The sequence below is a fragment of the Nonomuraea glycinis genome, from assembly GCF_014646515.1.
GTDB lineage: Bacteria > Actinomycetota > Actinomycetes > Streptosporangiales > Streptosporangiaceae > Nonomuraea > Nonomuraea glycinis.
In genome coordinates this window covers 228492-249439 of sequence record NZ_BMNK01000015.1, presented here as the reverse complement: position 1 = coordinate 249439, position 20948 = coordinate 228492, and the positions used below count along the sequence as shown (strand labels likewise).

The following is a 20948-nucleotide window of genomic DNA, read 5'->3' as shown; positions in this document are numbered from 1 at the left end:
CCGGCGATCAGCTTTGCCATAGACGTGGCCTGGGGGTCGGCCCCGCGCCCGCGGGGATGGTCCGGCGATCAGCTTTGCCATAGACGTGGCCTGGGGGTCGGCCCCGCGCCCGCGGGGATGGTTCCCACGCCCGTGGCGGAGTCCGCCTCCTCCGTGAGTCGGCCCCGCGCCCGCGGGGATGGTCCGACGTGGCAGAGCGAGCGAGATGCCGCAGAGCAGTCGGCCCCGCGCCCGCGGGGATGGTCCGTAGTCGTACATGCGTGCGTTGTTGGGGAGGCTGTCGGCCCCGCGCCCGCGGGGATGGTCCTATGGGCCCGGTCGCGGTGGTTCGTGACGGGGCGTCGGCCCCGCGCCTGCGGGGATGGTCCCGAGGCTGAGGTCTACCGGCTGCTCAAGAGCTAGTCGGCCCCGCGCCCGCGGGGATGGTCCGTCGCTGCGGACAAGGGGGACGAGGTACACGACGTCGGCCCCGCGCCCGCGGGGATGGTCCCATGGCGGAGATTTGGACGGTCTGGGATGCCGAGTCGGCCCCGCGCCTGCGGGGATGGTCCGCCCGACATGCCACCTGGATCGGGGCCGGGCGTGTCGGCCGCGCCCGCGGGGATTGTCCATGGCTGCTCGGCGCGTCCATCCGTACGGTGTCGTCGACCCCGAACGATTGACCGTGGGAGGCGCGCCGAGATCTACAGCCTCGGGATTTCGCCACACTCGAACAGTAACTCGCGGCGATTGCCCTTACTGCTGACGTCCCAGACGATCACATCGATGGCAGAAGCTACCAATAGCCGGGCTCCTCGCGGTCTGATCGGTAGAGTTGTGCAGCGTGTCAGCGTCTTCGGTTCGTGTGCGTTTTGCTCCTTCTCCTACTGGGATGTTCCATGTGGGTGGGGCGCGGTCGGCTCTGTACAACTGGGCGGTGGCGCGACAATCCGGGGGCACGTTCGTGCTCCGCATCGAGGACACCGACGCGGCCCGTAACCGGCCGGAGTGGACCCAGGGCATCATCGACGCCTTGGCGGCGATTGGGATCAACGCCGCTGATCCGGCTTTTGAAGGGCCGTACTTCCAGTCTGAGAACGCCAAGCGACACAGGGAAGCGGCCCTGCGGCTGTTTGCGGCTGGGCGGGCGTACTACTGCGACTGCACCCGCGAGCAGCTCAAGGAGCGGACCGGATCCGAGCATCTCGGATATGACGGGTTCTGCCGTGAGCGGGAGCTCGAGTTCGTCGAAGGGCGAGCGCTGCGGTTCCGTACGCCGGATGAGGGCGAGACCGTGGTGGAGGATCTCGTCCGCGGCCGGCCGATCTTCCCTAACGCCTCGATCGAGGACTTCGTGATCGCCCGGGGTGACGGGTCTCCGGTGTTTCTGCTGGCCAACGTGGTCGACGACCTGGACGAGGGCATTACGCAGGTGATCCGGGGAGAGGAGCACCTGTCGAACACACCCAAGCAGCAACTGCTGTGGGAGGCTCTGGGCGCCAGGCCGCCGGTGTGGGCGCATCTACCGGTCATCGTCAATGCCAAGCGGCAGAAGCTGTCAAAGCGGCGCGACAAGGTGGCGCTGGAGGACTACCTGGCCGACGGGTTCCTGCCGGAGGCGATGGTCAATTACCTGATGTTGCTGGGTTGGGGGCCGGGCGACGATCGGGAGATCATGCCGTACGAGGAGATGGAGCGGCTCTTCCGGATCGAGGACGTGAACAGCTCGCCGGCGTTCTTCGACGTGAAGAAGCTGACGGCGTTCAACGGCGAGTACATCAGGGCTCTGTCTGCTGACGCGTTCAGCGCAGCCTGTGCGCCGTGGGTGACCGCCCCCTATGCGCCGTGGCCGGACGAAGCGTTCGACCCGGCTGTGTTCGCGGAGGTGGCTCCACTGGCGCAGACACGGCTGGCGCTCCTGTCGGAGATCACGAACTACGTGGACTTCCTGTTCTTGGACGCGCCGGTGTTCGACGAGGCGTCGTGGGCCAAGGCGATGAAGCCGGGCGCGGCCGAGCTGCTGCATGATGTTCGGGCCGCGTACGCGGGTGCGACGTGGCTGGCCGATGAGCTGAAGAGCGTGCTTACGGTCGTGGGCGAGAGTCACGGGCTGAAGCTGGGCAAAGCGCAGGCCCCGGTCCGGGTCACGGTCACAGGACGGACGGTCGGGCTGCCGCTGTTCGAGTCTTTGGAATTGCTCGGCCGTGATCGAACGCTGGCGCGTCTGGACGCCGCGCTGCTGCGGTTGGCCGGATCCTAGGTAACGGTAGCCAGCACGGCGTTCCATGCCTGCTGGAAGTAGTTGAGGTCGTAGCGTGCGAGCGCGTCGTAGACGAGCTTCATGTCCGCCGGTGGCGCGGCGGCGCGCTCGTGGAGCTGGTGTGCCAGGTGGTGGAGATCGGGGGCGGGCTGACCGGTCAGGCGAGCGAGGTCGCCCAGCCCGGCGATCGGCTGGATGAGGCAGGGCAAGCCGATCAGAAGGGCCTCGGCGGCGCAGCGGCTCCAACCTTCGGCTATCTGAGGAGTGAACACGCCGACGTCGCAGGCGTGCAGCAGGCGGAGGTACTGCTGGCGGGGCAGGTTGAAGTGCGGGCCGGTACGGCCGATGGTGTTGCTTCCCGTGGTGATCACATGCAGCCGCCGGTCCTGGTCGGCGGCGGTAGTGATGAGATCGGTGCCTTTCCCGTGTACCGCCTTGCCCGCGTAGACCAGCACACCGTCGGGCGGCAGGCCGTATGCGGCCCGGCACTCGGTCTTGTCCAGGCTGCGGACGTGGTCGATCTCGGTCATGTCGACAGAGTTGTAGACGACGTGCACCTTGTCCACGCCACGGGCTTGGAGGAATCGTGCCCAGTAGGGTGCCACGCACACGACGGCCGCGCATTGCGGCAGCACGCTGAAGAGCTGCTGCCAGAGTTGGGCCTGGATCGGTGCGGAGTCGTGCTGGAGTGGCTCGTAATGGTGGAAGACGAAGATCGTCCGTGCCCTCATGGAGGGGGCGAACAGCAGCAGGCTGAGGTCGTCCCAGACGAAGGCGCCTGGCGCGTCGTGCAGGGCGCGGATGTGCGGGGCAATAGTGGACAGATGCCGCATGGTTCGCCAGCGGCGAGTCCGGTCGCTGCGCTTGAAGTCCGGCACGGTCCGCCAGGTGATCTCCTCGCTGGTCAGTTGTTGAAGCATCCGCAAATAGACGCGTCCTCCGGTGTGGCCGGTGGGAGCCAGCGAATGGATGACGGGCTTCATGCGTGCGCCATGCCGCTGCTGCGGTAGCGGTCGTACTCCCCCATGAGCAGCTCGTACGCCGCCTTCAGCTCGGCACTTTCTGTCTGGGCCGCCTCTGCGAGTGGAAGGTAGAAGTCGACCAGCGACGCGATGTACCGCTGACGGCGGGAGGTGTCTGGAGAACGACTTAGGTCGCGGAGATTATGGATGCGGTCGGCGAACCGGATGAGCAGCCCGTCCGAACTCAATCTCTGCATCTTGGCACGCCAGGCGTCTTCGTCCGTGGCCCGCTTCGGGCGGCCTTCGAGTCGATGGTCAGGAGTCAGTGCCCGTAGCTTCTCGGCGAAGAAGCGGCCCAAGCGGGCGGCGATTTCGGGCTCAGAACTCGGCGATACCTCAAGGGCGTCGTGCAGCAGGCCGAGGATCAGCATGTCGGGGCGCATGACGTGGAGCTCGTCGCGCAGGATCACGACCACGGAAAGGGGATGCTCGATGTAGAGGGTGCCCTGATCCCTTGTCAGTCCTCCGTAAACGGTGAGGGACAGGTCGGCCGTGATCAGGCCGCGGTCGTGGTGTCCCGCGGGCCAGGCGTTCGTGTTCAGGACGGCGAGGATGCTGTTGCGGTCGTGCATGGCGAATTACCTCGTGGGGAGCTTGTCGGAGACGAGCAGGGAGTCGTTGATGGCGACCGCGTCGAGGCCGAGGTCGGCGGCAGCGCGTACGGCCTGCTCGGCGCGCATCAGGATGGGGGCGCTCTTGGTGTTGAAGGAGGTGTTGAGCAGGATCGGCAGCCCGGTGCGCCGGTGGAATTCCTCCAGCAGCGGGCGGAGGCCGGAGTGCTGTTCGGCGACCATCTGCAGCCGGGTGGTGCCGTCGTGATGAACGATCGCGCCGACCTGCGGCGCTCGGCAGTGCCGTACTCGGGCGACCCGGTTCATGAACGGATCGCCTTCGGTCACGAACCACTCGCGTGCGTGCTCGGCAAGGACGGCTGGGGCGAACGGCCGGTAGGCGGCGCGTTGCTTGATCGCGTTGAGGCGTTCTCGGGTCTGCGTGCGGCCTGGGTGGGCCAGGATGGAACGGTGGCCGAGGGCTCGGGGACCGAACTCCATCCCGCCCTGCACCCAGCCGACCACGTGATGGCCGGCGAGCAGGTCCGCGACGGCCGGGAACAGGCGGCCTTCCAGGCCGGTCATCAGTCGATAGCCCGCTGGAATCGCTGAGGTGGGGATCGGCCCGGGGTGCGGCCCCCATGCGGCATCCACCGGCACGGGGAGCCGTGGTTGGCGCAGTTGGTAGTGCCAGCCGTACAAGGCGGCTCCGAGCGCCGTTCCGGCGTCGTGCGGGGCAGGGGCGACGAACAGCGTGTCGAAGCCTGCTTCTTGGGCGAGGCGTCCGTTCAAGTGGGAGTTGAGCGCGCAGCCTCCGGAGAACACCAGGCCGGGCGCTTCGGTGATGCGGCGCAGGTGGCGGGCGACGTGGATGACGGCGCGGGAGAATGCCTCTTGTACGGCCGCGGCCAGGTCGGCACGTTCGCCGAACGAGGCGTCCGCCGCTGATCTGGCGGTCCAGGTCCGGTCACCGATGCGTAGGGGCGTGGTGGTGTCGGCCGATCCAAAGGGTGACGCGATGTGGACGGCGCCGTCGGCACCCAGGTGGAGAAGCTGTTGAACGTCGTCCCCATACCGGCTCGGGTCTCCGAAGGCGGCCAGGGCCATCATGCTGCCTTCTGCTTCATCACCGGGCGGAATGATCCTGGCAGCGAGGTTGCGGTAGAAGTGCCCGAGGGAGGAGTGCACCCGACGGGGACCAGGCAGCACGGTAGGTGTGGCCTGGTAGACGCGATCGATCCGGTTCGAGGTCAGGTCATACCCGGTGATGCGTTCCCGTCCCGGTCCAAAGTCGGAGCCGAGCGTGGAGCCACCGGCGTCGATGACGAGCCCTGCGGCATGCTCAAGGCCGGACAGGAGATAGCCGGACAGCACGTGCGCCGTGTGATGGGACATGAGCTGGAGTCGCGAGCCGAGAGGCTCGGGCAGGCCGGCCGCGAGTTCGTCGCGTTCGGTGCTCAGCCATACGCCGGCCGGCGGTGTGGGGCGCATCGAGGGCACCCATACCGCGTCGATGTCGTAGGGGCTGATGCCTGCGGCTTCAAGGCACCAGGCGAGCGCTTGCGCGGGTGCGGTGAATACGGCCTTCCAAGGATTCTGCCGATGATGCTTGATGCCGCTCCAGCGTTCCTCCTCGGCCGCGTGAAGGCGGCCATCTACGATCAAGGCAGCTGAAGTGTCGTGGTGAAAGTTCAGGCCGAGGACGGCGGGCATGCCGGGTTACCTCCCAAACGGGACGACAGATGCTCCCGAGTCGGTGTATTCGTGGCACCGGACGCAGAAGTGGTAGTGCTCGCGCCGGGGCGTGAACACCTTGGCGGCGAAGTCGGGATCCCAGACGCTGAACTCGCTGTCCTCCTTGGCCATGGCGTTGAAACAGCGGTAGCAGGATCCGTCGATCTCGATCATGAGGTGTTGGTCGAGGTAGCGGGCGCACAGCCCGCCGAGCTGGTTGACGGGCTGGCCGACGTCGATGTGGTGGACGTGGTTGGTGACGTGGACGGCGCCGTACCGATCACACAGCCGGGCGAGCCGGGAGAGGCGCGGTTCGTCGATCGCCTCGAGGACGCTGTTGATGACAACGGTCTTTCCGGCTCGGCATAGTGCGGGGACGACTGCCTCGACCTGTTCGTAGTTGCCGTGCTCGTCGTCGCTGCCGATGAGAACCTGGTCGTAGCACTCCACGACGCTCGCCATGAGACGCTGGTTGCGGGCCAGGGTGATGGCATTGGTGCCGAGTACCATCACCGTCTCGGGCAGGCGGGCGCGCGCCAGGCGGCTCAGCGTGGGGAAGTCGCGATGGACAGTCGGCTCGCCGCCGTTGATGTGCAGCTGCCGGAACGGGAGCGACTCCAGCTTGTCCAGGATGGTGGAGAACAGCTCCAGGGACATGTTCTCGCCGCGTGCACCGTTGGCGAAGATGCAGAATGCGCAGTCGCGGTTGCACTTGGTCGTGATCTTGATCTTCGCGGTCTTCAGGATTCTGATGCTCACGAGGGACCTCCCATGGCGAGGAAGTCCTCCACCAGTGTGCGGTGCCGGAGCCACTCGGTGAGGGTGTCGCGGAGGACGCGCTCGGTGGTGGGGCCGGTAGGCAGTAGATCGGCCATACGAGCTGCCTGCCGCTGCTCCTGCGTGGCCTGGTCAGCCGCGAACGCGCGTAGGGCTGCGGCGGCGGCCTGCAACTCGCGTGCCTCGCGGCGGACGAGATAGGCGGTCGCGGTGTCGGCCGGCGGGTCCAGGTAGTACACCCAGCGGGCAACTCGGACGCGCAGCATTCCGGCCGTCATCGTGCAGAGCGACCGCGGTGCTTCGCCGGTTCCCGTTGCGGCTGGAAGGTGCCGCATGGCCACCGTCACTGCGGCATGCGTCTGACTAAGGAGGTCGGTGAGGGGTTGTTCGCGGTGGTTACGGGCTAGGCGTGCGAATGCCTGACCATAGTGCTCAAGGTCCGGGGGATGCCATTGGGCCAGAGCGGCGAACTTCCCAGGGCACCGGGTGCGGGTGGCCAGCGACGCGATCGCGAACCAGCAGGGCGCGAGATAGTGCCACAGGATGCAGTGACGACGGTAGCCGGGAAGGTCGATGTGGACGTTGGCGGTACTGTCAGCGGACAACCGGTACCGGCCATCGACCCGGGCGTCGAGGATGTTCCGGTAGAACAACTCATCGGTACGGCTCCATGGGGCCATCTGGGCCTGGGCCTTCCAGCGGTGAAAGGTCCGCGGGTGCCCGCTGATCAGGCTCCACGTGGCGAGATCTGCCGGGGAGACACGACGCTGATCGACCTCCGGCACCATGAAAGCGAAGCCGGGTGGATGCTCCAGCAGACGCCGGTTGACGATCTTCTGGGAGACGGCCGCTGTGTGGGCCGCGGCGAGTCGGTGATTCCACTCCCACCAATCCTGCGGTGGCTGGGCAAGAAGAATGCGGAGGTCGAGATCTGAGTGCGGCGCCAGGAGGTCCGCCGGCTGCCACTTGTGGGCGAGCATCGCCGGGGATATCCCCTGGACGCTCAGCTCTCGCTCGTACGTGGCACCGAGTTGGGCGTACGGGGACGCCTGCACGGAGAGCACGGCTGTCACGGCGCCTCCCCCAAGCCAGTACGGCTGCTGCATGAGCCGGCGGAGAGAACGGGAAGCATGACGGGTGCGCCGAAGGGGCGCTCCATACGATCCCAGCGAAGGTCGTAGTCCACGTAGTGGAAGCCCTGCCAGGCGGGGTTGTCGTCGCGGCCCAGCATGGCGCGGAACAGATGGGCGAAGGCCTCGTTCAGCGTGCCGTCCGCGAGGTGCGGTTTCAGCGCGATGTCGCGGTTGTGGAGAATGCAGGGCCGGGCCACACCGCTAGGGGTGATCTTGATGCGGTTGGCATCCGAGCAGGTGGCGCAGCTGGAGTTGGAGATGAACCCAATCGATCCGGCCCACCCCTCAGGCCGGAGATACTCCCCGGGACTGCGCACGCCGAGATCCGCGCGGGAGACCTGGCCGGCGTCGCCGAGCCACCGCTGCACATGGGGGCGAACCTCGGCCTCGGGAATGAACTCCGTGTCGAAGATCGCCGAGGCAGGTCCGATGTTCTGCAGTTCGATGAGCCGTACCGCCACCGGCAGGTCCTTGGCCAGGTGGGCGACCTGGATCGCGTCGTGAAGATAAGAGCGCTGGACGACGCAGTTGATCTTCACCTTGAGCTGGAGGCTGAGAGCTGCGTTGACGGTGTCGCGTGCCTGATCAGGATCTCCACCGCCCATGATCTTCGCCGAGCGACCTCGGTCGAGGCTGTGGAGAGAGATGTTGAGGTAGGTGAGCCCGGCTCCGGCCAGGTGCTCGACGGTCAAGCCGCGCCGGAGATTCCCGTGTGTGGTCATGCCGATCGAGGAACCCGTACCGAGCCCGGCGGCCAGGGCGGCGATCACGTCGAGGATGTCGCGGCGCAGAGTCGGCTCGCCGCCCGAGCAGTGCGCCTTCGCCACCTTCCAGGAAGCGGCTTCACGGGCGATCGCGGCGTAGCCGTCCGCGCTCAGGGGGTGGTCTTTGTGCCCGTAGTCGGGCATGCACCGCGGCTTGCAGAAGACGCAGTCGAGATTGCACAGCGAGTTGAGGGTGCATGCGAGATACGGATGGTTGCGGCCGGTCGCGGAGAAGTCCGCGAGCAGCGCGTTCCGGTCAGAGTGAGACATCGGATCCGCCTTCCGTGAGCAGGGTGGCCACGCCCTGTAGGGACAGGTCGTTCAGGTAGCGGCGCAGGTTGTCGGTGAAGAACGTGATGGCTTCGTCCATGTAGAAGCGCGAGAACGTGGCGCTCTTGGGCGTGAGGATCACCCGGGGGTGCAGGCGAAGCGCGTCCTCCATCGAAAGGGGACGCGGAGTCGTGACGTCCAAGGCCGCCCCGCCCAGCGGGCCGTCCTCCAAGGCTTGGAGCAGCGCCGTGTGGTCGACCGTGCTGGCACGACCCAGATTGATGAAGATCGCCCCTGGTTTACAGGAGTCGAACATCCTCTGGTCGAAGAAGCCCGAGGTTTCGGCGGTCGCCGGGAGCAGGTCGACGACGACATCAGCCTCGGCGACCGCCTGTCGGATGCTGGAGGCCGGTATCCAGCGGATCCCGTCCTGGGCATCGGCCGGTGGCGTGCGGCGGACGCCGATGACGTTCATCTTGAAGACGCCCGCCACTCGCGCCAGGTGGGCACCGATGCTTCCGCATCCGACGATGGCCAGGGTGGCGCCGGCCAGATCGAAGAACTCGGTGGCGAGTTCGTTCTTCCACCAGCGCCGAGTGAGCTGCAGGCGGCTGCTGGTGAACAACCCGCGGGAGAAGCCGAGGATCAACCCCATCGCGTGTTCCGACATAGGGCCGCCGTGGAAGCCGTACGAACGCGTCAGCATCACCCCGGCCTGCTGCGCCTGTCGTACAGGAAGGTGGTCGGTGCCCGCTGCGGGGGAGGCGATCCACCGCAGAGAGGGCGCGAGGGAGAACCAGGTCGGGGCGAAGCGCCAGCCGAAGTACACCTCGCTCGCTGGCAGTTCGTTCGGCACGGTGGCGGGCGTGGCGACGCGGAAGTCCACATCAGGGAAGGTCGAACGTAGATGGTCCACATGCCCCTGTGACAGCTGCCAGAAGTCCTGGTCGGAAGTCAGGCACATCGTGACTCTCATCGGACTCCGTTCCAGGACAGCGCCCAGGGGGTGACGGCGGCGAGCGCGGCCTGGATGTTCGCGAGGTAGTCGTGCCGCTCGTGCAGAAGGGCAACCCCGGCTTTGATGAGGCGAGCGCGTTCAAGGGGAGTTACCGTGAGGGCTCGGTGGATCGCGTCCGCCAACGAGGCGGGGTCCCGCGGTTCGGCGATGAACCCCGTGCAGCCGTCCACAACCGTCTCGGGCAGACCTCCGGTGCGGGTGGCGATGATGGGCCCTGCCCCGGCTGCGAATGACTCCAGCGGAATCCTCCCGAAGGGCTCCCGACGAGAAGGCACGACAATCCCACGCAGTACGGGACTGCTCATCCAGGCCCTGATCCGGGGGTTGAACTCGGTGATCAGAGTGGCGTCCACGTCGCTGTCCTCGATGACTCTCGCCAAGCGACGCTGGTAGGCGGTGGGTGCGCCCGGCGCGGTCGCCGCCAGGACCAGGTGAGGAACGGATAGACGGCGGCTGCGCAGGATTTCCAGAGCGGCCAGCAGGTCCTCGAAGCCTTTGTCCGGAACAGGACGCCCAAGAGCGAGGAGAAAACCTTCCTCGGCCGGTCCGGGCAGAGGAATTGCGTTCTCCGATGACTCCTCGTCCAGGAGCAGGCCGTTGTACATGTCCACCAGCGCGTCGTCAGGCAGGCCGTAGTCGTCCCGGAGGTGCTGGCGCATGTATTCCGAGATGGCCACAACGCGGCCACCACTTTTGACCGCGGTGTGCAGGCAGTCCCGTTCCCAGATGGTCTCGGACAGATCAGCACAGGTCAGAGCGGCTGTGGAGCGAGGCACGAGGAGGAGATCCATGTTGTCGTCCACGGTGAGCCCGAGGAGAGATCTGTCGAGACCCACGACCAAGCACCGATCCGCCCCGGATGCGGCGTGAGTGACCATCTCGGCGAGCAGGTCCCGACCGTGAGCCGGATCATCTCTGCAGTGGTTGATCAGGACGGTCTGAGCGTTCGCCTCCCGCAGGCTCCTCAGAAGCGCGGCAGCCCAGCAAGGATCGATCGGATCGGAATACCCCCGGACGGACACCACGACGAGCCGCTCGGGAGGAAGCAACCGGGTGAGCGCAATGAGGAAGTCCCTGTTGCTGAACCCCGATCCCGAACTCGCCCCGTAGAAGCCATCTTGAAGAGCGACGACAACCTTGCCCACGACAGACGGTTCGATCAACATGACATGTCCCTCCTCGACGGCCTCGTTCCGGCTGCTTCTACGACAGCCCAGAGCGATACGCGACGACGAGGTGGTCAACCGGTCAACTCGGTCAACTTTCCGCGCGACGTGCCGTGGAGCCCGAGGATGGGCACATCATGAAGAGGTTCCACACGCGCGAGCGGCCCCCCACGACAGCGAGGTGAGCGGCATGACACCGCAGCCGAAGCGCTCGAACCCCGTACTCGCCGCATGCCTGGAAGAACTGGGCTGGAGCCCGAAGGCTCTGGCACGCAAGCTGAACAAGGTCTTCGGGCCGGGGACCGTGGCCGAGTCCGCCCCCTACCACTGGCGAGACTCCGCTCGGGTGCCCCGCTCTCCCCTGCCGATGATGACGGCGTACGTGCTTTCCCAGGAGATGGGAAGGGTGGTAACCGTCGGCCAGCTATGGCAGGGGCGAGCGCCGGAGTCGCCCATGCTCATCCCCGCCAGCGGCGGCATGGAGCTGTCGTGGACCGCACAAGCACTATGGAGGATCGTGGAGGACTGGGTGGTGGGAGGTCTCGTCGATCGCCGCCAATTTCTCGCCATTTCCGGATCGGGTCTGACCGCTGTCGTCGCCCATTACCTCGATGGCACCGCCGGGCACGGCAGATACCTGGCACAACCCACGGCCGACACCAGCGAAGCGTCCCTCATCGAGCAGATCGAAAGTCAGCTGCCCCGCCTCCAGGCCCTTGACGACGAACACGGCGGCGCACGCCACCTTGGCTACATCGGCGCCCAGTTCCGCAGCATCGGATTCCTGCTCCACGAAAGCGGTCATTCGGACGCCGTGACAGCCCGGCTTCTCCAGGCGCTGGCCGAAGTCGGCCAGCTCGCCGGCTGGATGGCCTTCGACGCCGCTCACCACGGCCTGGCTCAGCGCTACTTCGTCACCGCCCTGCGCGCCGCCCACCAGGTCAACGACCTGCCGCTCTGCGCCCACATCCTCGCCGACCTGTCCTTCCAGGCCGCGAGTCGCGACCACCCCGCCGACGCCATCACCCTCGGCGAAGCGGCCCGCCGCGCCAGTGACGCCGCACCGGCCGCCGTACGCGCGTCGGTTCTCTCCCGCCTCGCGTTCGCATACTCGACTGCGGGCCGCTACGCGGACTTCCAGCGAAGCCGCAGCCTGGCCGGCGAACTCGTCGACCAGCCGCTCACCGGGTACGAGCCGCGCTGGATGTACTTCCTCACTCCCAACCATCTGGACTGCCAGGCGGGCTACGCCCTCATTCACCTCGGCATGTCGCGGCAGCAGGACGGCATCACCGCCAAGGCCCGCACGCTGCTCGGCCAAGGCATAGACCTGCTGGCGACCGGTGCGCACAGCCGGAGCAACAAAGCAGCGCATCAACGACGAGCCCTGTTCGAGGGCGCATGGCTTGCGCTCGGCAACAGCGCACAGGGCGACCTCGAATCGGCCTGTCAGATCGGGGAGATCGCGACTCAACGGCTGAGCACCGTCCGCTCCCCCCGGAGCACGGAGCTGCTCCGGCGACTTGCTGTCGACCTACGCCGCCGCCAGCGCAACCCCTACGTTCGCAGCTTCCTTCCTGGCCTTGAGCACGCCCTGTGCACAACCAACAGGAGCTGAGCCATGAACTTTGGCCGCGTCGTCGTTGTCGGGGCCGGCGTGTCCGGCCTGACCACCGCCATTGTCCTGGCCGAAGCCGGCCACAACGTGCACGTCATCGCCTCCGAGCTTCCGGGCGCCACGTCGCTGGCCGCCGGCGCCATGTGGGGCCCCTACCTGGTCGAACCTAAGGACAAGGTCGACCAGTGGAGCCGGGAGTCCCTTCAGACCTTCCGGGAACTCGCCGCGCACCCTGGCACCGGCGTCCGCCTCACCAGCGGCATCGAGGCATCCCGTACCGCCCAGAACCCACCGGACTGGGCCGCCGAGCTCCCCGGCTTCCGACCATGCCCCCGCGCCGAACTCCCCCAGGGCTTCACCTCGGGCTACCGGTTCACGGTTCCCCTCATCGACATGCCGGCCTACCTCGGCTTCCTCCGACACCAGCTTGAAGTGGTCGGCGTTGCCATCGAACTCCGTACCTTGTCCTCCCTGGAGGAGGCGCAACCGGCAGCCACCATCGTCAACTGCACGGGCCTTTCGGCCCGGTCGCTCGCAGACGATCCCCGCCTACGGTCCATACGCGGACAGCAGGTCGTGGTGACCAACCCGGGCCTCACCGAGTTCTTCTCAGAAGACACCGGCATATCGCCCGATCTCTTGTGCATCTACCCCCACGGCGACGTCGCCGTCCTCGGCGGCACCGCCATCGATGGTGACGAGTCCCTGAAGGTCGATCACCAGGCTGCTGAGGCGATCCTGGCCCGCTGCAGAGCAGTCGAACCGCGTCTCGCGCAGGCCCGCGTTCTCAGCCATCGCGTGGGGCTGCGCCCTACGCGTGACCACGTCCGGGTAGAGGCGGATCCGGTCGCAGACAGATCATTGCTCCACAATTACGGACATGGAGGAGCCGGGGTCACGCTTTCCTGGGGCTGCGCCTACCAGATCCGGGATCTTGTCGGCCCACCAAGATGATCATTGCCTGATCGCTTCGAGGTTTTCTCCTGCTGACCTCGCCATCGCCAGCAACGCCGTACACCTTCCAGGTGATGAGCGCACCGAGAGCGGTCAACGCGACACTCGCCACGAGCACCATCGGACGGCGCCTGCCTGGTAGGGGGCGGTGATCTTGTTCTCTGTTCGGCGCGAGGCGGGAGAGCGTGGGGCTATTCCTTCGTGACAAGCGCCTGGGCTTCGACGACACGAATCGGGAATATGACCGATCGGGTGATGGGCGGCAGCGTGCCGCCTGTTCCGCCGGAGCCACGCCAGGTGCCACCCCAGGCCACGGACACGGTGACCCGGTTGGAGCTGTTCGGGCAGGAGTAGCGGTACGAGCAGGTGGAACGCTGCTGGGCGGCGGGTGTGGCGGGGTCATATCTGGTGCCAGGGCCGTCGCAGGTGATCGTCTTGCCGTCACCCGGGCTGATGGTCATCCGCTGCGGTGTCGCGGTGGCTCTGGCCCAGACAAGTCCTGCTCGCAGCCGGTTCGATCTGGCTGCCCATTCGCCCTTGGCCAGGTAGAACCAGTGCGGGAGTCCGACAAGACCTTCCTTGCCACGGGGAGGCGCGGTGAGCACTTTCGGGGACCGGATCGGGATCCGCGCGTACGCCCTCCGGGCGAGCTGCTCGGGGGTGATTCCAGGATCGTGCTTCTTGGCGATCCAGATGACGTCCCGGTAACCGTCCGAGCATTCGGCCAGGTAGTAGGCGCCTCTACGGGATGGCCGGTCATTGGGATTGCTGGCGGGGTCGACGAATTCGAGACCGCCGTTCTTCCGTCCGTCGACGGCTCAGGGCCTGTAAGCGCAGGTCACCTTCGCCCTTTTGCCGCGAACTTTGATGGCTCCGGGCCGAGGCGCCTGCTACCCCGAGATGACGTAACCCGAGAATTGGGTCGACACGTCGATGACATCTCCCTCTCCGGGCGGGGCGGGAGCCAGCGTGAGTACGAGACCAACGATCAGGCCGTGGGCGAGCAAGGCTTTTCCACCCGTTCCACCTGTTCCACCTGTTCCACCTTCGAGACCCGGCGGGCTCCGTCCTTGCCCTTGTGGAGAGTCGCTACCAGGTGGGTGCCGCCCGTACCACGCGTGAGATGCTTGCCCGTCTTATCGTCGGCCTGTCCCGCTCCGCTGCCATCCTGGCAGTCGTGGAGAGTGGCCTGGTCACCAGTGATCTCGATGTCGGAGGCGTGGACGACGGGACTGCCCCAGGTGACGCGGCCAGTCACACGAAGGGCTGCGATTCCGCGGAGCATCCGGTCCAGCAACGGCTGGGTGGCGACATCTTCCAGGATCGCCTTGCGCTCTTCGGGTGAGGTCTTCTCTGCGCGCTGACCGGCAGGGTAGAGATCGCAGTACACGGCCACTATCGCTTCTTCAACCGTTGAGCGGGCTGGACCCTGTGCCGGAGTGGCGGCAGGCATTGCCGCACTGCGATCCGGTGTGGGGACGTCTCCCGGCTGACCCGAGTCATCGCAGATAGTGAGCCACTATCTGCGATGACACGGTCCTGATCGTCCGCGATGCCCCAGTGAGCCCTGGTCGGCCATGCATTGGCATGTACTGCGATCGAGGCCGCCGAAGTGACGAATGGCGTTTATCTACGATTTCGGTCGATTCTTCAGGTGGCCGGCTCTACCGTGGGGTCATACCTCGGCTGTGTGAGGGGAATCGACGTGGATCCGATCGTGTTGACTGCGGGCACGGCGCTGGTGACCGCCATGGCCACCGACGCCTGGCAGGCGGCCCGCGACGGCGCGGTCGCGCTGTGGCGTAAGGCCCGCCCGGAGCAGGCCGACGCTGTCGAGGCGGAGCTGGTCGAGGTCCGCGAGCAGGTGCTCGTCGAGGCGCGCAAGGACAGCGACACCGAGCAGGCCATGGCCGGGGCGTGGCAGGTGCGGCTGCAGCAGCTACTGCGCGCCGAACCGGGCCTGGCCGGAGAGATTAAACGGGTTCTGGACGAAGTGCTCACCCCGGCCCTGGAGCCAGCCGAGCAGGGAGCGCATCGGTTCGCTGGTGATGAAGGCGACCGCCAGCGGGCACGGCCGGGTCTATCAGGCTGGTCGGGACCAGACCATCAACGAGAAATGAACGAATGAACGCTGTTCCAGGCCAGCCAAGACAGGCACGGACCCGGCCCCAGCCGGACATCTGCATGGATGCCACCGCTTCCGATCAGGGCCGGGTGTACCAGGCGGGGCGTGATCAGACCGTCAACCAGACAACGGTGCTGCCGGGCGAGGCGCTGCGGCCGGTCACCGAGGTGGCCGCGCCGCCGCGGTTAGTGAACGCGCCGCGGCATACCGGTGTGTTCGTCGGGCGCGGGGATGAGCTGACCGAGCTGGAGGCTGCGCTGCGCGGCGGCGGGGAGGTGGTGGTGGCCGCGGTGCACGGGCTGGGCGGGGTCGGCAAGTCCACCCTGGCCGCCCGCTACGCCCGGGCACACGCCGCCCGGGGAGACGGTACGGGGCTCAATCCAGTGTGGTGGATCACCGCCGACAGCTCCGCAGCGGTGGAGGCTGGCCTAGCCGCGTTGACGGTGGCGCTACAGCCGGAACTCACGACGGCGTTGCCGTTGGAGGCGCTAGCCGAGCGGGCCACGGCGTGGCTGGCCGCGCATGACGGGTGGCTGCTGGTACTCGACAATGTCGTCGACCCCGCCGATGTGGCACCCCTGCTGGAGCGAACCATGGCCGGGCAGGTACTGGTGACTAGCCGACTGAGCGAGGGCTGGCACCGGCTGGGCGCTCAGAGGGTGTTACGCCTGGATGTGCTCGGCGAACGTGAAGCGATCGAGTTGCTCATCAGCATCGCCACCCATGCTCTGCCTGCTTTCCTTGATCACAGCGGGAACGTGCCCGATACCTTGGACGGCGCGGTCGAATTGGTGCGAGAGCTGGGCTGGTTGCCGCTGGCGATCGAGCAGGTTGGTGCCTACCTGCACCAGAACCGGCTGAGCCCCCGCACCTACCTGAGCCTGCTGGCCGAGCACCCGGCCGTCATGTACGACCATGCCGCTCGAGGCTCGGACTCTGAGCGGACCATCGCACGCATTTGGCGCCTGACGCTGGACCAGCTAACCGAGGTTTCGCTGGCCGGGCTAGTGCTGCGGCTTCTGGCCTGGTATGGCGCCGAATCCATTCCCCGAATCTTGCTGGATGGCTTGGCTGTTTGCGCGCCGGATCTGCAGCAGGCGCTGGGCAGCCTGGCTGCCTACAACATGATCAGCCTGGACGGGACCGGCATCACGGTGCATCGACTGGTCCAGGCCGTCGCCCGAACCGCCGACGCCGCCGACCCCCACCGCCAGAGCGGCGACATCAACACCGGCCGCGAGCAGGCCACTACTCTGCTCGACCGCACCCTGCCCGATTGGCCCGTGCATCCGGACGACTGGTCGACCTGGCGGACGTTCTTGCCACACATCACTGCCCTGGCCGACCACACGCCTCCTGCCGCTGATACCCAGGACACCGCCCATCTGCTCAAGGAAGCCGGGCTCTTTCTTGGCAACCAGGGCGCCGTCGTCACCGCGATCGACTGGCTCCAGCGTGCGACCAGCGCGTACCAGCGAGTGCTGGGTGACAGACATCCCGATACTCTGACCTCCCGCAATGACCTGGCCGGCGTCTATCGGGAGGCATGGGACCTGGGCCGGGCCATACCCCTGTATGAGGCCACGCTGGCGGATCGGGAGCGGGTGCTGGGGGACAGCCACCCCGACACTCTGATCTCCCGCAACGACCTGGCTAGTGCCTACGAGGCGGCGGGGGATTTAGACCTGGCCATCCCGCTGTACGAGCGCACGCTGGCGAATCGGGAGCGGGTGCTGAGCATTGACCATCCCGCCATCCTGACCTCCCGCAACAACCTGGCTGGCGCTTATCAGGCGGCCGGAGATCTAGGCAAAGCCATCTCGCTGTTCGAGGTGACACTCGCAGAGTGCGTGCGGATACTGGGCGGCGATGACCGTGACGCTCTGGCCACCTGTGGCAACCTGGCAGGTGCCTACTGGAAGGCTGGGGACTTGGGCCGCGCCATCTCGTTATTCGAGACTGCGTTGGCGGGACAGGAGCGGGTGCTGGGAGACAGTCACCCGGACACCTTGCGCTCGCGCATCAACCTTGCCTCCGTCTACCAGGAGGCTGGGGATTTGGGCCGGGCTATCTCGTTGTTCGAATCCGCGCTGGCCGACTGTGAGCGGGTGCTTAACGATGAACATCCCATTACTTTGACCTCCCGGAACAACCTCGCCGGTGCCTACGAGACCGCAGGGGACCTGGGCCGAGCCATCCTGCTGTACGAGCGCACGCTGGCTGACTGTGAGCGGGTGCTGGGCGCCGACCACCCCACAACACGAACGGTGCAGGCCAATCTGGCGGCGGCACTGCGGTAGCACTCTGCCGGAGAGGCGTTCATCCCTGCGATTCGGCGAACTTTGCCCCGATAAGTTCATTTTCGGTGCCACTTTGGCGGAGCTGTCGCAGGTCGGGGATGTGGTTGTACAGCGTCCCCGGGCTGACGCCGAGCAGTTTGGCGATCGAGGTGATCGAGTTCTCGGGGTTGGGCAGCATGTCGCGGGCCGCGCGTAGCAGTTCGGGGGTGATGACGGTGGGGCGGCCGCCGGTGCGGCCGCGGGCCTTGGCGGCGGCCAGGCCGTCGCGTGTGCCAGCGACGATGAGCTCGCGGATGAACTCGGCCAGCGCGGCGAAGACGTGGAAGATGAGCCGGCCGCCCGGGGTGGTGGTGTCGAGGTTCTCGTGCAGCGAGGTGAAACCGATTTCGCGGCGGCGCAGGCCGCCGACCATGGTGATGAGGTCGGCCAGGGAGCGGCCGTAGCGGTCCAGCGAAGGGACGACCAGGGTGTCGCCCTCGTTCAGGAACGCGTGGCAGGCCGCGAGCTCGGGCCGCTCGGCGCTCTTGCCGGACTTCTTGTCGGCGAAGACGCGCCGGCACTTGGCCGCCTTGAGCGCGTCGAGTTGGCGCTCGAGGTTCTGCCCGGCGGTGGAGACGCGGGCGTAGCCGATGCGGATCTCGCTGCGGTGGGCGGGGAAGGCGGCCAGCGGGTCGGCGGGCGACTGCAGAGAGTCGGTCACGCCCACCATTCTCTCAACAAACGGTGTTTCGAGGTTGTTGAACCACCAGGGTTGTTGAACGAGTTTTTGAGGGCTCTGAGGGCCGCCTGCGGGTCGATCCGACGGGTCTTCAAAAAACGATCGTTAATTGAATGCGCTCACCGCGCCGCTCATAGTTCAGGAGCTGACTCCTCCCACTTGGCAGCATCCGCCTCCACCAAGTGGGAGGGCCTCGGACTACTTCTGTAGTGCTACCTCAAGGTTGTTCCGGACGACTTGAGTTGTGGGGTGGTTGGTGCCCAGTACCCGCACGCTGTCGGCGAGGGTGGCCTCGTACAGGAGGATGGCCCGCCCGAGGTCCCCCGCCGCCTGGTGGGCGCTGGCGAGGTTGTTGCGGGAGGTCAGGGTGTCGGGGTGGTCGCCGCCCATCACTCGCTCCCTGTCGGCGAGGGTGGTCTCGTACAGCGGGATGGCCCGCCCGAGGTCCCCCGCCGCCTGGTAGGCGTTGGCGAGGTTGTTGCGGGAGGACAGGGTGTTGGGGTGGTCGGTGCCCAGTACCCGCACGCTGTCGGCGAGGGTGACCTCGTGCAGCGGGATGGCCCGCCCGAGGTCCCCCGCCGCCTGATAGGCGCCGGCGAGGTTGTTGCGGGAGTCCAAGGTGTTGGGGTGGTCGGCGCCCAGTACCTGCTCCCGGTCGGCGAGGGTGGTCTCGTACAGCGGGATGGCCCGGCCCAGATCCCCCGCCGACTCGTAGGCGCTGGCGAGGTTGTTGCGGGAGGACAGGGTGTCGGGGTGGTCGGCGCCCAGCACCCGCACGCTGTCGGCGAGGGTGGTCTCGTACAGCGGGATGGCCCGCCCGAGGTCCCCCGCCGCCTGGTAGGCGTAGGCGAGGTTGTTGCGGGAGGACAGGGTGTCGGGGTGGTCGGTGCCTAGCACTCGCTCCCGGTCGGCGAGGGTGGTCCCGTACAGCGGGATGGCCCGCCCGAGGTCCCCCGCCGCCTGGTAGGCGCCGGCGAGGTTGTTGCGGGAGGCCAGGATGGAGGGGTGGTCGGTGTCCAGCACTCGCTCCCGGTCAGCGAGGGTGGTCTCGTACAGCGGGATGGCCCGCCCGAGGTCCCCCGCCGACCGGTAGGCGCTGGCGAGGTTGTTGCGGGAGGCCAGGGTGTTGGGATGGTTGGCGCCTAGCACTCGCTCCCGGTCGGCGAGGGTGACCTCGTACAGGGGGATGGCGCGGGTGAGATCGGCCAGGTCGTACAGGTATTGGCCGCACCAGTGCCGGAGGCTCAGCAAGTCGGCGGACAAGCCGTCGCCGGTCTGAGTCCACAGGTAGAGCGTGTTGGTCTGGTCGATCAGCATCTCGACCGCGGCCCGGGCGGCCCAGGTCTCGGCGCCGTCGGGCAGAGCGGCGTTGAACGCGTGAAGCAGGTTGACGGCTTGGCTCAAGACGCCGTTCAGATGGCCTTGGTGGGCGGCGCGGTCGCGGAGCACGCGTTGTACGAGGCGGTGCATCAAGACCGCGCTGCCGTCCTCGTTGAAGGTGATCAGCGAGGTGTCGGTCAGGTCGGCGAGCAACTGCTGGACTCGCACCCGCTCGATGCCTTCGGCGCTCAGGGCGTGCAGCACCGGCAGGGGGACGCCAGCCGGAGACAGGACCGCCAGCAGAGGTAGCAACTCGGTGGCCTCCGGCAGGATGGTCTCGGCCTGGGTGGCCGATAGCAAGATCACCTCAGCGGTGCCGGCCGGATAAGGATCGCCGTGCTGGGCGGACAGATAGTCGGCGACGGGGAAGTCGCGCAACAGGATCAGGTAAGTCTCGTAGGACAGCCGCAAGCGGGCGATCACCGTGGCGGCCTGGTCCAGCGCCAGCGGCAGATGCCCCAACTCATCAGCCAGTGCCTCGGCGCCGCCGGGGTCGTCCAGGCCGGTACGCCGGTGCAGGAAGGCCTCCGCCTGCTCGGGGGTGAACACCTCGACCTCGACCGGCTCGAACAGGCGCAGGAACGCGCGGTTGCGGGTGGTGATGAGCACCCGGGTAGCGCCGGTTGCCGGGCACCAGCGCCGTATCGTCTCGGGGTCGGCGGCGTTGTCGAACACCAGTAGCGCCGGTCGCTCCGTGGCGGCCAGCCAGGCCTTGGCCCGGGCGGCGGCGGTAGCGGCGTCGTCGTCGGCCCGGCGTTCGCCGAGCCGCTGGGCTAGGGAGGCCAGTCCGGTGTGGATCTGTGCGGTAGTTTCGGCGGCGATCCAGGCCACCACCGGCCAGCGCTCGGCTTGGCAGGCCCAGGCGTAGGAGGCGGCCAGTATCGTCTTGCCCACTCCGGGCGTGCCGCCCACCGCGCAGATCACCGCCGCCCCGCCATTACCGCCACCGTCCTCATCGCCGCTTTGGCCCGGGGCCAGGTCACCGAGCACCCCCGCCAGTCGCTGCAGCAGATGCGGGCGCGGTTGGAAGCTTGGCGGGCGTTGCGGAATGTCACCCTCGATGATCTGATCCGGCTCCGGCGTGGGCGGGTAATGGTGGTTGACGGTCAGGTCACGGGCCGCCTGATACACCCGGCCCTGCTCGGAAGCGGTGGCCTCCATCTGGACAGGTGGCCGGCG

The 20948-nt window shown here is 67.2% G+C and carries 17 protein-coding genes and 1 CRISPR repeat array; of the genes, 5 read left to right on the top strand and 12 right to left on the bottom strand.

Features of this window, described 5'->3' with window-relative positions; all coding sequences use genetic code 11:
• Nucleotides 1-35: 35 nt before the first annotated feature.
• Nucleotides 36-551: direct repeats of the CRISPR family, unit length 28 nt; unit sequence GTCGGCCCCGCGCCCGCGGGGATGGTCC.
• A gap of 320 nt (nt 552-871) precedes the next feature.
• Nucleotides 872-2239 carry a glutamate--tRNA ligase gene (gltX, locus tag IEY87_RS34010; protein ID WP_229699421.1) on the top strand — a complete coding sequence of 456 codons (1368 nt, stop codon included), beginning with the start codon at nt 872-874 and terminating at the stop codon, nt 2237-2239.
• On the opposite strand, the gene IEY87_RS34005 is transcribed toward gltX, so the two are convergent.
• The 8 genes from IEY87_RS34005 to IEY87_RS33970 form a co-directional block, all read right to left on the bottom strand.
• Complete coding sequence (locus IEY87_RS34005; protein WP_189142937.1) at nt 2236-3222, bottom strand: glycosyltransferase; 987 nt, start codon at nt 3220-3222, stop codon at nt 2236-2238. The genes gltX and IEY87_RS34005 overlap by 4 nt on opposite strands.
• Nucleotides 3219-3833 carry an HD domain-containing protein gene (locus tag IEY87_RS34000; protein ID WP_189142936.1) on the bottom strand — a complete coding sequence of 205 codons (615 nt, stop codon included), beginning with the start codon at nt 3831-3833 and terminating at the stop codon, nt 3219-3221. The genes IEY87_RS34005 and IEY87_RS34000 overlap by 4 nt, the downstream gene beginning before the upstream one ends.
• A 6-nt stretch (nt 3834-3839) precedes the next feature.
• Nucleotides 3840-5303, bottom strand: coding sequence for a carbamoyltransferase C-terminal domain-containing protein (locus tag IEY87_RS33995; protein ID WP_225277405.1), 1464 nt, complete (start codon nt 5301-5303; stop codon nt 3840-3842).
• A 228-nt stretch (nt 5304-5531) separates the two neighbouring features.
• The gene (locus tag IEY87_RS33990) at nt 5532-6305 is read right to left on the bottom strand and encodes a radical SAM protein (RefSeq protein WP_189142934.1); all 774 of its coding nucleotides are present in this window, start codon (nt 6303-6305) and stop codon (nt 5532-5534) included.
• Nucleotides 6302-7303, bottom strand: a complete 1002-nt coding sequence (locus IEY87_RS33985; protein WP_225277406.1) for a hypothetical protein — start codon at nt 7301-7303, stop codon at nt 6302-6304. Before IEY87_RS33985 ends, IEY87_RS33990 begins: the two co-directional genes overlap by 4 nt.
• Nucleotides 7304-7392: 89 nt before the next feature.
• A complete protein-coding gene (locus tag IEY87_RS33980) occupies nt 7393-8490 on the bottom strand; it encodes a radical SAM protein (protein ID WP_189142932.1) in 1098 nt (365 codons plus the stop codon).
• Nucleotides 8477-9466, bottom strand: coding sequence for a D-2-hydroxyacid dehydrogenase (locus tag IEY87_RS33975; RefSeq protein ID WP_189142931.1), 990 nt, complete (start codon nt 9464-9466; stop codon nt 8477-8479). Before IEY87_RS33975 ends, IEY87_RS33980 begins: the two co-directional genes overlap by 14 nt.
• Complete coding sequence (locus tag IEY87_RS33970) at nt 9463-10674, bottom strand: glycosyltransferase family 4 protein (protein ID WP_189142930.1); 1212 nt, start codon at nt 10672-10674, stop codon at nt 9463-9465. The genes IEY87_RS33975 and IEY87_RS33970 overlap by 4 nt, the downstream gene beginning before the upstream one ends.
• On the opposite strand from IEY87_RS33970, the gene IEY87_RS33965 reads away from it, so the two are divergent.
• Entirely contained in the window at nt 10673-12292 is a 1620-nt protein-coding gene (locus IEY87_RS33965; RefSeq protein ID WP_506333378.1) for an NsdA family TPR-like regulatory protein, read from the top strand. The two genes, IEY87_RS33970 and IEY87_RS33965, sit on opposite strands and share 2 nt — an antisense overlap.
• Nucleotides 12293-12295: 3 nt before the next feature.
• Nucleotides 12296-13246, top strand: a complete 951-nt coding sequence (locus tag IEY87_RS33960; protein ID WP_189142928.1) for an FAD-dependent oxidoreductase — start codon at nt 12296-12298, stop codon at nt 13244-13246.
• 191 nt (nt 13247-13437) lie between these two features.
• Here the strand turns inward: IEY87_RS33960 and IEY87_RS33955 are convergent, their stop codons facing one another.
• Entirely contained in the window at nt 13438-13851 is a 414-nt protein-coding gene (locus IEY87_RS33955; RefSeq protein WP_189142927.1) for a hypothetical protein, read from the bottom strand.
• A gap of 383 nt (nt 13852-14234) precedes the next feature.
• Nucleotides 14235-14636, bottom strand: a complete 402-nt coding sequence (locus IEY87_RS33950; RefSeq protein ID WP_189142926.1) for a hypothetical protein — start codon at nt 14634-14636, stop codon at nt 14235-14237.
• 315 nt (nt 14637-14951) lie between these two features.
• On the opposite strand from IEY87_RS33950, the gene IEY87_RS33945 reads away from it, so the two are divergent.
• Nucleotides 14952-15374 (top strand): hypothetical protein, encoded by a 423-nt coding sequence (locus tag IEY87_RS33945; protein WP_225277408.1) that lies wholly within the window; start codon nt 14952-14954, stop codon nt 15372-15374.
• Between the two features lie 56 nt (nt 15375-15430).
• Entirely contained in the window at nt 15431-17671 is a 2241-nt protein-coding gene (locus IEY87_RS33940) for a tetratricopeptide repeat protein (RefSeq protein ID WP_189142925.1), read from the top strand.
• Nucleotides 17672-17690: 19 nt separating this feature from the next.
• Here IEY87_RS33940 and IEY87_RS33935 read toward each other — a convergent pair whose 3' ends face one another.
• A complete protein-coding gene (locus IEY87_RS33935) occupies nt 17691-18380 on the bottom strand; it encodes a recombinase family protein (protein ID WP_189142924.1) in 690 nt (229 codons plus the stop codon).
• Nucleotides 18381-18587: 207 nt separating this feature from the next.
• Nucleotides 18588-20930: a tetratricopeptide repeat protein gene (locus IEY87_RS33930; protein ID WP_189142923.1), complete on the bottom strand. Its 2343-nt coding sequence runs from the start codon at nt 20928-20930 to the stop codon at nt 18588-18590.
• Between the last annotated feature and the right edge of the window lie 18 nt (nt 20931-20948).